Raw genomic sequence first — 15916 nt, forward strand, 5'->3', positions numbered from 1 at the left:
CCCCGAACACTCGAGCCCGGTTTCCGGCTCATCCTTCGAGACAGAGGGCTGGGCCAACGGCGGCTGTTCGGATCCCTGAAATTCATTTGCGTCTGTCGACGGACGTTGGACCCCAAACGATGGCAGTCAGCCCGTTCAAGTTCTTGCAGGAAGTGCGCTCGGAGACTGCCAAGGTCACCTGGCCGACCCGCCGCGAGACCACGATCACCACCATCATGGTGTTCGTCATGGTCGCGCTGGCCTCGATCTTCTTTTTCGCCGCCGACCAGATCATCCGCTACCTCATCACCTTCCTCCTGGGCATTCACTGATGGCAACAGCAACCGCTCAAGTGTCCGACAAGCGCTGGTACATCGTCCACGCCTATTCGAACTTCGAGAAGAAGGTCGCCGAATCGATCCGCGAGCAGGCCAAGCAGCGCGGGCTCGAGGAGCTGTTCGAGCTGGTGCTGGTGCCGACCGAGAAGGTCACGGAAGTGCGCCGCGGCCGTAAGATCGACGCCGAGCGCAAGTTCTTCCCGGGCTATGTGCTGGTGAAGATGAAGCTGACCGACGAGGCGTTCCACCTGATCAAGAACACGCCCAAGGTCACCGGCTTCCTCGGCGCGGAAAACAAGCCGATGCCGATCTCGGAAGCCGAGGCCATGCGCATCCTGCACCAGGTGCAGGAAGGCGTGGAACGGCCGAAGGCATCGATGTCGTTCGAGATCGGCGAGAACGTGCGCGTGGCCGACGGCCCGTTCGCCTCGTTCTCGGGTGTGGTCGAGGAAATCGACGAGGCGCGCTCGCGCGTGAAGGTGGCGGTGTCGATCTTCGGCCGCGCGACGCCAGTCGAACTGGAATTCGGTCAGGTCGAGAAGGTCTGACCGGACGAGGCATGAGGCTCTGGGGCCTCACGCGACAAGAGGCCGTGGGAGGACGAGGGCGGTTGCCAGCCGCTCGAGATCCCGACCACGAACCTGAAACCGCCGGCAGCTGCCGGCACAACAGGAGTGATACATGGCAAAGAAAGTGACCGGATACCTGAAGCTTCAGGTCCCGGCCGGTGCGGCGAATCCTTCGCCCCCGATCGGTCCCGCGCTTGGTCAGCGCGGTCTCAACATCATGGAGTTCTGCAAGGCGTTCAACGCGCAGACCCAGAAGGAAGAGAAGAACACCCCGATCCCGGTGATCATCACCATCTATGCGGACCGTTCCTTCACCTTCGAGATGAAGACGCCGCCGATGTCCTACTTCCTCAAGCAGGCTGCCAAGATCCAGTCCGGCTCGAAGGCGCCGGGCCGCGACAAGGCCGGCAAGGTGACCAAGGCGCAGGTGCGCGAGATCGCCGAGAAGAAGATGAAGGACTTGAATTGCGACACCATCGAATCGGCCATGAAGATGGTCGAGGGCTCGGCCCGTTCGATGGGTCTGGAAGTTGCGGGGTAAGCGGCCATGGCAATCGGAAAGCGTTTGAACAAAGCCCGCGAAGGCATTGACCGCGAAAAGCTTTACCCGCTCGCGGACGCCATCAAGATGGTCAAGGAGCGTGCCAAAGCGAAGTTCGACGAGACCATCGAGGTCGCGATCAATCTCGGCGTCGATCCCCGTCACGCCGACCAGATGGTCCGCGGTGTCGTGACCCTGCCGAATGGTACTGGCCGTACGCTCCGCGTCGGCGTATTCGCCCGCGGCGCCAAGGCCGACGAGGCCAAGGCTGCGGGTGCCGACGTCGTCGGCGCCGAGGACCTGGTCGAGAAGGTGCAGAACGGCTCGATCGATTTCGACCGCTGCATCGCCACCCCCGACATGATGCCGCTGGTCGGCCGCCTCGGTAAGGTGCTCGGCCCGCGCGGCCTGATGCCGAACCCGAAGATCGGCACCGTGACCATGGATGTCACCGGTGCGGTGAAGGGCGCCAAGGGCGGCTCGGTCGAGTTCCGCGTCGAGAAGGCCGGCATCCTGCAGGCCGGTGTCGGCAAGGCCTCGTTCTCCGAGGAGAAGCTGGTCGAGAACATCAAGGCTCTCGCGGACGCCGTCTCCAAGGCAAAGCCCGCCGGTTCCAAGGGCACCTACATCCAGCGCGTTGCGGTGTCCTCGACGATGGGCCCCGGCGTGAAGGTCGAGCCGGGCACCATTCTCGGCTAAGGTTCAAGACTTGCATGAGGCGAGGGGCGGAATTGGGCAACCGATTCCGCCCTTCGTCGTTGTGGCGGCGCTTAGCGGAAACAAGAACAATGGCTGACAAGGTCCTGATCTATTCGCGCTTTCCCAAGACGATGATGGCGCGTTTCGCAGAGCGGTTCGAGCTGCTCGATACCGGCGGCAAGCCCGCGGGCGAGGTGTTTTCGGCGGATGAGCTCAGCGGCATCCGCGCGCTGCTCACCGCAGGCGGCTCGCCGCTCGGTGCGGAGGCAATGGACTTGTTTCCCAAGCTCGGCGCTATCGTCTGCTACGGCACCGGCTATGACGGCGTCGATCTAAAGGCGGCCGCCGCCCGCAACATCGCGGTCGGCCACAGTCCGGGAGCCAATGCCGCTTCCGTCGCCGACATTGCGATGACCCTGATGCTGGCGACGACGCGGCGGATCCTGGTTGCCGACCAATACGTCCGCAGCGGCGATTGGGCGGCGTCAAAGCAGTCGCCGATGATGCGCCCGCAAGCGGGCATGCCCGGCCGCCGCATCGGCATCTACGGCATCGGCGAGATCGGCCGCAAGATCGCGGCACGCTGCGCAGCGTTCGAGAGCGAGGTCGGCTATTTCAGCCGCACCAAATACGATCTGCGTTATCAATATTTTCCCTCTCTGGAGGCGCTGGCCGATTGGTGCAGCGTGCTGATCATCGCGGTGCGGGCGGGGGCGGAGACCCAGAATGTCGTCAATGCCGGTATCCTGAGGCGACTCGGCGCGGACGGCTATGTCGTCAACATCTCGCGTGGGTCGGTCATCGACGAGAAGGCTCTGGTCGCGGCCCTCACCGACAAGACCATCGCCGGCGCCGGCCTCGACGTCTATGAGAAGGAACCGCACGCTCCCGACGCCTTGACCGCGCTCCCTAACGTCGTGCTCGCCCCCCATATTGGCGGCCATACCCTAGACTCGCACGTGGCCATGCAGAATTGCGTGCTGGCGAACCTGAGTGCGTTCTTTGAGGATAAGCCGCTGCCTTATGCGGTCAAATCGGCCTGAATCGGTCCTTGTTGGGCCATTTCAAGCCCCGCCACCAATCGATGGAATTGGTGTGAATTTTGCTCTTGGCAAGCAGGCTCCGAGCGGTTAAAGAACCGCCTCCGGACGCGCCGGCCTCGGCTGGCGCGTTCGTGCGCGCATTCCGAAAAACCCGATACGGCAGGAGATTATTCCTTTTCAGGACGTCCGCAAGGATTTGCCGGAAAAGGAAGGAAAACCCGTCGGTTGGCTGGGGTGCGGGCAGAGGTCGGGCGGTTCGCCGGCTGACCTTGTCCTGTCCAAGACTGCAGGCGCCCGCGGGAAATTTCGATTTCTCAACGGCTTAATCACATGGCCTGCATAGACGGGTGAAGACCGGATTTCACTTCGCACCCAGCTTTAAGGGCTGGCTTCGCGAAAAGGGTCTGGTTCGGACCTCGACACGCCGTGGGCCTTTGGGGGGCTCCCGGAGGGCAGGCTTTGAATTGTCGTCTTGCCCGGCGTGTCCGAAGGGTTTTGGCCCTGAGGTTCAGGTTTGGGCGGGACGATGGGTGCAACCCGGCGGTCCCGCTTCTCGCGATGACCGCCAACCGGAGAGAGCTTGCTGTGGAACGAGCGGCAAAAAAAGAAGCGGTCGAACAGCTCCATGAGGTCTTCAAGACCACGGGCGTCGCGATCGTTGCTCAATATTCCGGCCTCACCGTCGCCCAGATGCAGACTCTGCGCAAGCAGATGCGGCAGGCTGGCGCATCGGTGAAGGTCTCGAAGAACCGTCTCGCCAAAATTGCTCTTGAAGGCACTGACGTCGTTGCCATCGGCCCCATGCTGAAGGGGCCGACCGTGATCGCGACTTCCAGCGATCCGGTAGCGGCGCCGAAGGTCGCCATCGACTTCGCCAAGGCGAACGAGAAGTTCGTCATCGTCGGCGGATCGATGGGGAAGACCGTCCTGAATGTCGACGGCGTGAAGGCGCTTGCCTCGCTGCCGTCGCTTGACGAACTGCGTGGCAAGATCGTCGGCCTCATCGTGGCCCCGGCGACCAAGCTGGCCCAGCTCGCCAATGCGCCCGCGGGCAAGCTCGCGCGCGTCATCCAGGCTCATGCCTCAAAGGGCGAAGCGGCCTGACGCCCTTCGCAAAACTCAAACCCGAACCAGACTTACACGTAAGGAAACTGAACAATGGCTGACTTGCAGAAGATCGTTGACGACCTCTCGAGCCTCACCGTGCTCGAAGCTGCCGAACTGGCGAAGCTCCTCGAAGAGAAGTGGGGCGTTTCGGCTGCCGCGGCTGTCGCCGTGGCCGGGCCGGCTGGTGCTGGCGGCGGCGCTGCCGCTCCGGCGGAAGAGAAGACCGAGTTCACGGTCGTTCTCGCCAGCGCCGGCGACAAGAAGATCGAGGTCATCAAGGAAGTCCGCGCCATCACCGGTCTCGGCCTGAAGGAAGCAAAGGACCTCGTCGAGGGTGCTCCGAAGCCGCTGAAGGAAGGCGTGAACAAGGAAGAAGCCGACAAGATCAAGGCCCAGCTCGAGAAGGCTGGCGCCAAGGTCGAGCTCAAGTAAGCAGCGCTTGCTGGCGGGATCCCGGCCGCGCATCGGCAAGGTCCGGGATCCCGGTCCGCCCTCAAGAGGGGGTCGGATGCAAAAGGCGTGCGACGGAACGTCCCGACGCAGGCCGAACACAAAAAAGTGTGGGGATTTGAGGGTTTAACCCTCGAATCTCCACTATTGTCGCCCCATATCGGGTCGGCAGCACGAAAGCGCGGTGGGCAGGGATGCCGGATTTCCCTGTAAGCCGTTGGGAGAGCAGGCTATTTCGGGCTTTTGCAGTCCGTGAAGATGATCGTTGTGACGGGCGGGCGCGCATCTGCGCCCCGCGCGTCGTTTTGCGTTTTGAAGGTCTGAAGAACGGATTCAGGACATCGGCGCCTGAAACTGCGTCTCCGGCCCCCAAGACGGGTTCGAAAAATTCAACCCGGAAGGCGGTGGCAGCCGCGTTCCGGACGGCGCGCCCAGAGCGGGCGACGAAAATGAGAGGCCACGATGGCGCAGCAGACATTCACCGGTCGCAAACGCGTTCGCAAGTTCTTCGGACACATCAAGGAAGTCGCCGAGATGCCGAACCTCATCGAGGTTCAGAAGGCGTCCTATGACCAGTTCCTGATGGTCGACGAACCCCCGGGCGGCCGTCTCGACGAGGGTCTGCAGGCGGTGTTCCGCTCGGTGTTTCCGATCTCCGACTTCTCGGGCACCTCGATGCTGGAATTCGTCCGCTACGAGTTCGAGCAGCCGAAATACGACGTCGACGAGTGCCGCCAGCGCGGCATGACCTTCGCTGCACCCCTCAAGGTGACGCTGCGCCTCATCGTGTTCGATATCGACGAGGAAACCGGCGCCAAGTCGGTGAAGGACATCAAGGAGCAGGACGTCTACATGGGCGACATCCCGCTCATGACGATGAACGGCACCTTCATCGTCAACGGCACCGAGCGCGTCATCGTCTCGCAGATGCACCGTTCGCCCGGCGTGTTCTTCGACCATGACAAGGGCAAGACCCATTCCTCGGGCAAGCTGCTGTTCGCCGCCCGTGTCATCCCGTATCGCGGCTCCTGGCTCGACATCGAGTTCGACGCCAAGGACATCGTCTATGCGCGTATCGACCGTCGCCGCAAGATTCCGGTGACGTCGCTGATGTTCGCCCTCGGCCTCGACGGCGAGGCGATCCTGTCCACGTTCTACAAGAAGATCCTCTACAAGCGGACCAAGGAAGGCTGGCGCGTTCCGTTCGACGCCAACCGTTTCCGCGGCTACTCGACCGTCAACGACCTGATCGACGCCGACAGCGGCAAGGTCGTGCTCGAGGCCGGCAAGAAGCTCACCGTACGTGCCGCCCGGCAGCTCCAGGAGAAGGGGCTGAAGGCGCTGCGCATGGCTGACGAAGAGCTGGTCGGCAATTACGTCGCCGAGGACCTCGTCAATCCGAAGACTGGCGAGATCCACGCCGAAGCCGGTGAGGAAATCACCGACAAGCTGATGAAGGTGCTCAACGAGCAGGGCTACAAGGAGCTGCCGCTGCTCGACATCGACCACGTCAATGTCGGCCCCTACATCCGCAACACGCTCTCGGCCGACAAGAACATGACGCGTGAGGACGCGCTGTTCGACATCTACCGCGTGATGCGTCCGGGCGAGCCGCCGACGCTGGAATCGGCGCAGGCCATGTTCCAGTCGCTGTTCTTCGACGCCGAGCGCTACGACCTCTCCGCGGTCGGCCGTGTCAAGATGAACATGCGCCTCGACCTCGATGCGCCGGACACCCAGCGCACGCTGCGCAAGGAGGACATTCTCTCCGTCATCAAGACGCTGGTGGATCTGCGCGACGGCAAGGGCGAGATCGACGACATCGACCATCTCGGCAACCGCCGTGTGCGTTCGGTCGGCGAGCTCATGGAGAACCAGTACCGCATCGGCCTGTTGCGCATGGAGCGCGCGATCAAGGAGCGCATGTCCTCGGTCGATATCGACACGGTCATGCCGCAGGACCTGATCAACGCCAAGCCTGCGGCCGCCGCCGTGCGCGAGTTCTTCGGCTCCTCGCAGCTCTCGCAGTTCATGGACCAGACCAACCCGCTCAGCGAGATCACCCACAAGCGCCGCCTGTCGGCGCTTGGACCGGGCGGTCTGACCCGCGAGCGCGCCGGCTTCGAGGTGCGCGACGTGCATCCGACGCATTACGGCCGCATCTGCCCGATCGAGACGCCGGAAGGTCCGAACATCGGTCTGATCAACTCGCTCGCGACCTTCGCGCGCGTGAACAAGTACGGCTTCGTCGAGACGCCGTATCGCAAGGTCAAGGATGGTCGTGTCACCGACGAGGTCGTGTACCTGTCGGCGATGGAAGAAGGGCGCTATTCCGTGGCCCAGGCCAACGTGCCGGTCGACGCCAAGGGCCGCTTCACCGAAGACCTGGTGGTCTGCCGCTCGAGCGGGACCCGCGACGTCGTGCCGATGACGCCCGACAAGGTCGACTACATGGACGTGTCGCCGAAGCAGCTCGTTTCGGTCGCCGCGGCGCTGATTCCGTTCCTCGAGAACGACGACGCCAACCGCGCGCTGATGGGCTCGAACATGCAGCGCCAGGCGGTGCCGCTGGTTCGCGCCGAGGCGCCGTTCGTCGGCACCGGCATGGAAGGCGTGGTTGCCCGTGACTCGGGCGCCGCGATCGCGGCGCGCCGTTCGGGCGTGATCGACCAGATCGACGCCACCCGGGTCGTCATCCGCGCCACGGAAGATCTCGATCCGACCAAGTCGGGTGTCGATATCTACCGTCTGATGAAGTACCAGCGCTCCAACCAGTCGACCTGCATCAACCAGCGTCCGCTGGTGAAGGTCGGCGACATCGTCAAGAAGGGCGACATCATCGCCGACGGTCCGTCGACCGATCTCGGCGAGCTCGCGCTCGGCCGGAACGTGTTGGTCGCGTTCATGCCGTGGAACGGCTACAACTTCGAAGACTCGATCCTGCTCTCCGAGCGGATCGTGAAGGAAGACGTCTTCACCTCGATCCACATCGAGGAGTTCGAGGTGATGGCCCGCGACACCAAGCTCGGACCTGAGGAGATCACCCGCGACATTCCGAACGTCTCGGAAGAAGCGCTGAAGAACCTCGACGAAGCCGGCATCGTCTACATCGGTGCAGAAGTGCGCGCCGGTGACATCCTCGTCGGCAAGATCACGCCGAAGGGCGAAAGCCCGATGACGCCGGAAGAGAAGCTCCTGCGCGCCATCTTCGGCGAGAAGGCCTCCGACGTCCGCGATACCTCGCTGCGCGTTCCTCCGGGCGTGCAGGGCACGATCGTGGAAGTGCGCGTGTTCAACCGTCACGGCGTCGACAAGGACGAGCGTGCGCTGGCGATCGAGCGGGAAGAGATCGAGCGCCTCGCCAAGGACCGCGACGACGAGCAGGCGATCCTGGACCGCAACGTCTACAACCGTCTTGCCGAGCTGCTCGAGGGGCGGCAGGGCATTGCGGGTCCGAAGGGCTTCAAGAAGGACACCAAGATCACCCGTGCGGTGCTCGAGGAGTACCCGAAGTCGCAGTGGTGGCTGTTCGCTTCGCCGAACGACAAGCTGATGGCCGAGATCGAGGCCATGCGGAAGCAGTACGACGAGTCGAAGAAGGGGCTGGAACAGCGCTTCCTCGACAAGGTCGAGAAGCTTCAGCGCGGCGACGAATTGCCGCCCGGCGTGATGAAGATGGTCAAGGTCTTCGTCGCGGTGAAGCGCAAGATCCAGCCCGGCGACAAGATGGCCGGCCGCCACGGCAACAAGGGCGTGGTGTCGAAGATCGTGCCGATCGAGGACATGCCGTTCCTCGAAGACGGTACGCATGCCGACATCGTGCTCAATCCGCTCGGCGTGCCCTCGCGCATGAACGTCGGACAGATCCTCGAGACCCATCTCGGCTGGGCCTGCGCCGGTCTCGGCAAGCGTATCGGCCAGACGGTCGATGCTTATTTGTCGAAGCAGGACATCAAGCCGCTGAAGGAAACTTTGAAGAAGGTCTACGGCGAGGACGAGACGATCAAGTCGCTCAACGACAACGAGCTGCTCGAACTCGGCCATAACCTCAGCCGCGGCGTGCCGATCGCGACGCCGGTGTTCGACGGTGCCAAGGAAGCCGACATCGAGGACATGCTGAAGCTTGCCGGTCTCGACGCTTCGGGTCAGTCGACCGTCTATGACGGCCGCACCGGCGATCCGTTCGATCGCAAGGTGACCGTGGGCTACATCTACATGCTCAAGCTGCACCATCTGGTCGACGACAAGATCCATGCGCGTTCGATCGGTCCGTACTCGCTCGTCACCCAGCAGCCGCTGGGCGGCAAGGCGCAGTTCGGCGGTCAGCGCTTCGGCGAAATGGAGGTGTGGGCGCTCGAGGCTTACGGCGCGGCGTACACGCTCCAGGAGATGCTGACGGTGAAGTCGGACGACGTCGCCGGCCGCACCAAGGTGTACGAGGCGATCGTGCGCGGCGACGACACGTTCGAGGCCGGTATTCCGGAATCGTTCAACGTGCTGGTCAAGGAAATGCGCTCGCTCGGCCTCAACGTCGACCTGCACAACTCCAAGATGGGACCGGCACCGACGTCGGAAGCGGCCGAGTAATTCGACCTGTCATGCCCGGCCTTCACGGCCGGGCATTGGCGCCCCTCCCGAGGCCTTGAGGGCAGGGCGCCCCGCTTGAGTGATTTTCGAATTTGCGGCCGGAGGCGACCGGCACGCGAGGAGAAGACGATGAACCAAGAAGTTATGAATCTCTTCAACCCGACGACGCCGGCTCAGGTCTTCGACCAGATCCGGATCTCGATCGCGTCCCCCGAGAAGATTCTGTCCTGGTCCTACGGCGAGATCAAGAAGCCGGAGACCATCAACTACCGGACCTTCAAGCCCGAGCGCGACGGCCTGTTCTGCGCCCGCATCTTCGGGCCGATCAAGGACTATGAGTGCTTGTGCGGCAAGTACAAGCGCATGAAGTACAAGGGCATCATCTGCGAGAAGTGCTCGGTCGAGGTCACGCTGTCGCGCGTCCGGCGCGAGCGCATGGGCCATATCGAGCTCGCAGCTCCCGTCGCCCACATCTGGTTCCTGAAGTCGCTGCCCTCGCGCATCGGCCTCCTGCTCGACATGACGCTGAAGGATCTCGAGCGGATCCTCTACTTCGAATACTACGTCGTGCTCGAGCCGGGCCTCACCGCGCTGAAGGACCGCCAGCTCTTGTCGGAAGACGAGTATCTGAAGGCGCAGGATGAGTACGGCCAGGATTCCTTCACCGCCATGATCGGTGCCGAGGCGATCCGCGAGCTGCTCAAGGGCATGGACCTCGAGAAGCTCGAGGCCTCGCTGCGTGCCGAGATGCAGGAGACCGACTCCGATATCAAGCATAAGAAGCTCGCCAAGCGCCTGAAGATCGTGGAAGCGTTCCGCCACTCCGGCAACAAGCCGGAATGGATGATCATGACCGTGGTCCCGGTGATCCCGCCGGACCTGCGTCCGCTGGTGCCGCTGGACGGCGGCCGCTTCGCGACGTCGGACCTCAACGACCTCTACCGCCGTGTCATCAACCGCAATAACCGCTTGAAGCGGCTGATGGAGCTGCGCGCGCCCGACATCATCATCCGCAACGAGAAGCGCATGCTTCAGGAGGCGGTCGATGCGCTGTTCGACAACGGCCGGCGCGGCCGCGTCATCACCGGTGCCAATAAGCGCCCGCTGAAGTCGCTCGCCGACATGCTCAAGGGCAAGCAGGGCCGCTTCCGCCAGAACCTGCTCGGCAAGCGCGTCGACTATTCAGGCCGTTCGGTGATCGTGGTTGGTCCCGAGCTGCGCCTGCATCAGTGCGGCCTGCCGAAGAAGATGGCGCTCGAGCTGTTCAAGCCGTTCATCTATTCGCGGCTCGACGCCAAGGGGCTTTCCACCACCGTGAAGCAGGCCAAGAAGCTGGTCGAGAAGGAGCGGCCCGAGGTCTGGGACATCCTGGACGAGGTGATCCGCGAGCATCCGGTGCTGCTCAACCGCGCGCCGACGCTGCACCGCCTCGGCATCCAGGCGTTCGAGCCCGTGCTGATCGAGGGCAAGGCGATCCAGCTTCACCCGCTGGTCTGCTCCGCGTTCAACGCCGACTTCGACGGCGACCAGATGGCTGTGCACGTTCCGCTGTCGCTCGAAGCGCAGCTGGAAGCGCGCGTCCTGATGATGTCGACTAACAACATCCTGCATCCGGCGAACGGCCAGCCGATCATCGTGCCGTCGCAGGACATCGTGCTCGGTCTGTACTACGTCTCGATCATGCGCGAAGGCCTGCCCGGCGAGGGCAAGGTGTTCGGCGACATGGCGGAGCTCGAGCACGCCCTGCACGCGAAGGTCATCCACCTCCACACCAAGATCAAGTACCGGTGGGAAGGCATGGACGAGACCGGCAAGGTCTCCAAGCGCTGGATCGAGACCACCGCCGGCCGCGTCATGCTCGGCAACCTGCTGCCGAAGCATCCGAAGATCTCGTACGAGATCATCAACAAGCTGATGACCAAGCGCGAGATCTCGGGCGTCATCGACCAGGTCTACCGCCACTGCGGCCAGAAGGAGACGGTGATCTTCTGCGACCGCATCATGGCGCTCGGCTTCTACAACGCGTTCAAGGCCGGCATTTCGTTCGGCAAGGACGACATGGTCGTGCCGAACGGCAAGTGGAAGATCGTCGATACCACCCGTACGCTGGCGAAGGATTTCGAGCAGCAGTACAACGACGGTCTGATCACGCATGGCGAGAAGTACAACAAGGTCGTCGACGCATGGTCGAAGGCCACGGAAGAAATCGCCAAGGCGATGATGAAGGAGATCTCCGCCACCAAGAAGACGGCGAGCGGAGCCGACGCCGACATCAACTCGATCTACATGATGGCTCATTCGGGTGCCCGCGGTTCGCCGGCCCAGATGCGCCAGCTCGCCGGCATGCGCGGCCTGATGGCCAAGCCGTCGGGCGAGATCATCGAGACGCCGATCATCTCGAACTTCAAGGAAGGCCTCTCGGTGCTCGAGTACTTCAACTCGACCCACGGCGCCCGCAAGGGCCTCGCGGACACCGCGTTGAAGACCGCAAACTCCGGCTACCTGACCCGTCGTCTCGTCGACGTGGCGCAGGACTGCATCATCACGCAGAGCGACTGCGGCACCAAGCTCGGCATCAAGATGCGCGCCATCGTCGACGCCGGCACCGTGGTCGCCTCGCTCGGCTCGCGCATCCTCGGACGCACGGCCTGCGAAGACGTGCGTGACGGCTCGGGCAAGGTGATCGTCAAGCGCGACACGCTGATGGAAGAAAGCCACGTGGATGCCATCCATCAGGCCGGCATCCAGGAGGTGAAGATCCGCTCGGCGCTGACCTGCGAGCTCGTCAACGGAATCTGCGGCAAGTGCTACGGCCGCGACCTCGCCCGCGGCACGCCGGTCAACCACGGCGAAGCGGTCGGCGTCATCGCGGCGCAGTCGATCGGCGAGCCGGGCACCCAGCTCACCATGCGCACCTTCCACATCGGCGGTGCGGCGCAGCTCAACGAGCAGTCCTTCGTCGAAGCCAACTTCGACGGCAAGATCGTGATCAGGAACAAGGCCATCGCCCGCAACAGCGAAGGTCACCTGATCGCGATGGTGCGCAACATGGTTGTCGCGATCGTCGACGCCGACGGCACCGAGCGTGCGACGCACCGTATCCAGTACGGTTCGCGCCTGCACGTCGACGAGGGCGACATGGTCAAGCGCGGCCAGCGCATCGTCGAGTGGGATCCCTACACCCGTCCGCTGCTCACCGAAGTCGAAGGAACCATCGGCTTCGAGGATCTGCTCGAGGGGCAGTCGATCTCGGAAACGCTCGACGAAGCCACCGGTATCGCCAAGCGCGTGGTCATCGACTGGCGCTCGACGCGCGGCGGCTCGGACCTTCGTCCGGCCATCGTGGTCAAGGGCAAGGACGGCAAGGTGCTCAAGCTCGCCCGTGGCGGCGATGCCCGCTACATGCTGTCGGTCGACGCGATTCTCTCGGTCGACATCGGAGCCAAGGTCCAGCCGGGCGATATTCTCGCCCGTGTCTCGACCGAAAGCGCCAAGACGCGTGACATCACCGGCGGTCTGCCGCGGGTGGCGGAACTGTTCGAGGCTCGGCGTCCGAAGGATGCGGCGATCATCGCCGAAATCGCGGGCACCATCCGGTTCGGGCGCGACTACAAGAACAAGCGTCGCATCTCGATCGAGCCGATGGACAAGACCGACGAGCCGCGCGAGTACCTGATCCCGAAGGGCAAGCACATCCACCTTCAGGACGGCGACGTCGTCGAAAAGGGCGACTTCATCGTGGAAGGCAACCCGGCGCCCCACGATATCCTTGCGGTGAAGGGCATCGAGGAACTCGCGGCCTATCTGGTCAACGAGATCCAGGAGGTCTACCGGCTGCAGGGCGTGCTCATCAACGACAAGCACATCGAGGTGATTGTCCGTCAGATGCTCCAGAAGGTGGAAATCACCGATCAGGGCGATACGGACATGATCTCCGGCGAGCAGGTCGACAAGATCGAGTTCGACGCGCTGAACGCGAAGGCCAAGGAAGAGGGCAAGAAGCCCGCCACGGGAACGCCGGTTCTGCTCGGCATTACCAAGGCAAGCCTCCAGACCCGCTCCTTCTTCTCGGCGGCATCGTTCCAGGAGACCACCCGCGTCCTCACCGAAGCGGCGGTCAACGGCAAGATCGATCCACTCGAAGGCCTCAAGGAGAACGTCATCGTCGGCCGGCTGATCCCGGCGGGCACCGGCGCCTCCATGGCCAAGATCCGCGAAGTCGCCATGAAGCGCGACAAGCTGATCCTGGACGAGCGCGAGAAGCAGGCGGCCGTCGTGTCGCCCGCGCCGGAAGCGGAGCCGATGGCGCTCCCGCCTGCGGAATGATGGTTCATCCGTAGGAATACTGGGGACAATGAAAAGGCCGGCTTTTGCCGGCCTTTTTGCTGCTTTCTTTGCTTGCTGCGATGCAGGATAACCTTTGTTCATCTTTCCTTCAGTCGCAAAAGTGCTTCTGCTAGGAGAACTTAGACCGGTGGTCCCGTGACGGGGCAGGGCCGGAAGACCACGGAACTCTCATGCTTGATCTCGCAATCGTAGGCGGCGGCCCCGGCGGGCTGATGAGCGCCTGGTATCTGAAGCGCAAGCTCGGCGATCTCTGCCGCGTCACCATCTACGAGGCCTCCGACCGGCTCGGCGGCAAGATCGTCACGCGTAAATTCGATTCGGCGCCCGCGATGTACGAGGCTGGTGTTGCCGAGATTTACGATTACTCCATGACCGGACCCGATCCGTTGCGCGAGCTGATCCAGCACTTCGGCCTGCAGACCATTCCGATGGACGCCGAGCAGGTGCATTTCGGCGGCGAGCTCCTCAATGACGTGCCAGGCATGCGCCGCAAATACGGCCCCGAGACCGCGGCCGCGATCGAGGCGTTCCGCAAGCGCTGCACCGAGGTGATGTCGCCGATCGAATATTACGAGGGCGTCGGCGCGCACGACAACGAGAATCCCTGGGCCTACAAGACCGCCGAGCAGGTGCTCGACGAGGAGGTCGAGGACGACACGGCAAAGCGTTTCTTCAAGGTGATGGCGCGCTCCGACATCGCGACCGAGAGCCACAGCACCAACGGTCTCAACGCGCTGAAGAACTATCTGATGGATGTCGACGGCTATATCGGCCTCTATTCCATCCAGAATGGCAACGAGCAGCTGATCGAGTGCCTGCAGTCGGAGGTCAATGCCGACATCCAGCTCAATCATCGCGTGCTCACCGTCGGCAAGGCGCCGACCGGCCGCTATCAGCTCAAGATGATGAACGGCAAGGGACCGGAGACCCGCGATTTCGATCTCGTGCTGGTCTGCCTGCCGCATTCCTGGCTCGCCACCCTCGGTTGGGAAGGCGAGCAGCTGCGCAAGTCGATGGTCAAGCACGTCTCGTATTTCGATCGCCCCGCGCACTATCTGCGCGTCTCGATCCTGTTCGACGAGCCGTTCTGGGGCGAGAAGATTCCGGGCGCCTGGTTCATGTCGGAGGCCTTCGGCGGCTGCTGCGTCTACAACGAGGGCGCGCGCCACGACGTCGGCAAGCATGGTGTTCTGAACTGGCTCATTCCCGGCTCCGACGCGCTGGCTTTTGCCAATCTGTCGGATCAGGAACTGATCGATGCCGCCCTGAAATCGCTGCCGGCTTCTCTCGGTGATGCGCGTTTGCATTTCATGGAAGGCAAGATCCACCGCTGGCTGTCGTCGGTGAACGCGCTGCCGGGCGGTTTGCCCGTACGCGATGTCATGACCAATCACCGGCCCGAGCCGAAGGAGCATCCCGGCATCGTGGTGGTCGGCGACTATCTGTTCGATTCGACGCTGAACGGCCTGCTCGACTCCTCGGACGCGGCGACCGACATCATCCTGACCGAGATGATGCGCCTGCGCCGCGAACGCGCGCGGCAGAACAAGCCGCTCTCGAACAAGATCGACCGCGATTATTTCGAGAACTATCGCGGCCTCGGCCCCTATCACGAAGCGTGGCGGCACTTCACCGATCCCGATTACCTCACCAGGCTAATCGACATCGTCTGGGGCAAGGCTGCGGGCGCCAAGCTGCTGGTCGCGGGTTCCGCCAGCGGCGAACTGGTCGGCGCGCTGCGCGATCGCGGCATCGATGCATGGGGAATCGAGAACAACCGCGCCATCCACGCCAAGACGCCGAAAGCGCTGAAGAAGTACAACAAGCTCGGATCAGTCACCGACCTGCCGTTCAAGGACGGCACGTTCGATTTCGTGTTCGAGACCAGCCTCTGCCACGTTTCCCCGAAGCAGGTGGTCCGCGCGATCCGCGCGCTCAACCGCGTGGTCAAGACCGGCCTCGTGTTCGGCTCGATCACCTCGGACATGGCGCCGGCATTGATCGACCGCTACGATCTCCTGCGTGGGGTCAAGAAGCTCGGCACCTGGTGGGAATGGTCCGAACTGTTCTTCGGCAACGGTTTCGAGCTTTCGATGCACCGCAAGGATTGTGCCGATGTGCTGTGGGAGGCGACGCTCGCCGCCAACAAGGGGCCGGGGCAGTGGTACGCGGACGCGGACTCCTTGCGCTATTCCTTCTTCGATAAAGTCGAGGACGAGGACTAGCCACGGGGCAGGTCGGATTCGCCAATTGTTT

General features: G+C 63.1%; 10 protein-coding genes. All 10 read left to right on the forward strand.

Going from position 1 to position 15916, the window contains the following annotated elements; genetic code table 11:
• Positions 1-119 precede the first annotated feature (119 nt).
• The 10 genes from secE (at position 120) to P6U29_RS17770 (ending at position 15885) form a co-directional block, all read left to right on the forward strand.
• Positions 120-311 carry a preprotein translocase subunit SecE gene (secE, locus tag P6U29_RS17725; RefSeq protein WP_092294122.1) on the forward strand — a complete coding sequence of 64 codons (192 nt, stop codon included), beginning with the start codon at positions 120-122 and terminating at the stop codon, positions 309-311.
• A complete protein-coding gene (gene nusG / locus P6U29_RS17730; RefSeq protein ID WP_407118758.1) occupies positions 311-865 on the forward strand; it encodes a transcription termination/antitermination protein NusG in 555 nt (184 codons plus the stop codon). The genes secE and nusG overlap by 1 nt, the downstream gene beginning before the upstream one ends.
• 133 nt (positions 866-998) lie before the next feature.
• Positions 999-1427 (forward strand): 50S ribosomal protein L11, encoded by a 429-nt coding sequence (gene rplK, locus P6U29_RS17735; protein ID WP_011088164.1) that lies wholly within the window; start codon positions 999-1001, stop codon positions 1425-1427.
• Between the two features lie 6 nt (positions 1428-1433).
• Positions 1434-2126: a 50S ribosomal protein L1 gene (gene rplA / locus P6U29_RS17740; protein WP_018647230.1), complete on the forward strand. Its 693-nt coding sequence runs from the start codon at positions 1434-1436 to the stop codon at positions 2124-2126.
• Positions 2127-2215: 89 nt separating this feature from the next.
• Positions 2216-3169, forward strand: coding sequence for a 2-hydroxyacid dehydrogenase (locus tag P6U29_RS17745; RefSeq protein WP_407118759.1), 954 nt, complete (start codon positions 2216-2218; stop codon positions 3167-3169).
• Between the two features lie 585 nt (positions 3170-3754).
• Positions 3755-4273: a 50S ribosomal protein L10 gene (gene rplJ / locus P6U29_RS17750; RefSeq protein ID WP_024342439.1), complete on the forward strand. Its 519-nt coding sequence runs from the start codon at positions 3755-3757 to the stop codon at positions 4271-4273.
• Between the two features lie 54 nt (positions 4274-4327).
• Positions 4328-4708: a 50S ribosomal protein L7/L12 gene (gene rplL, locus P6U29_RS17755; protein WP_122402689.1), complete on the forward strand. Its 381-nt coding sequence runs from the start codon at positions 4328-4330 to the stop codon at positions 4706-4708.
• 480 nt (positions 4709-5188) lie between these two features.
• Positions 5189-9313: a DNA-directed RNA polymerase subunit beta gene (gene rpoB / locus P6U29_RS17760; RefSeq protein WP_407118760.1), complete on the forward strand. Its 4125-nt coding sequence runs from the start codon at positions 5189-5191 to the stop codon at positions 9311-9313.
• Positions 9314-9442: 129 nt separating this feature from the next.
• A complete protein-coding gene (gene rpoC, locus P6U29_RS17765) occupies positions 9443-13639 on the forward strand; it encodes a DNA-directed RNA polymerase subunit beta' (RefSeq protein WP_407118761.1) in 4197 nt (1398 codons plus the stop codon).
• 191 nt (positions 13640-13830) lie between these two features.
• On the forward strand, positions 13831-15885 hold the full coding sequence (locus tag P6U29_RS17770; RefSeq protein ID WP_407118762.1) for an FAD-dependent oxidoreductase: 2055 nt from the start codon (positions 13831-13833) through the stop codon (positions 15883-15885).
• Positions 15886-15916 lie beyond the last annotated feature (31 nt).

Source organism: Bradyrhizobium sp. LMG 9283, assembly GCF_045571415.1.
GTDB lineage: Bacteria > Pseudomonadota > Alphaproteobacteria > Rhizobiales > Xanthobacteraceae > Bradyrhizobium.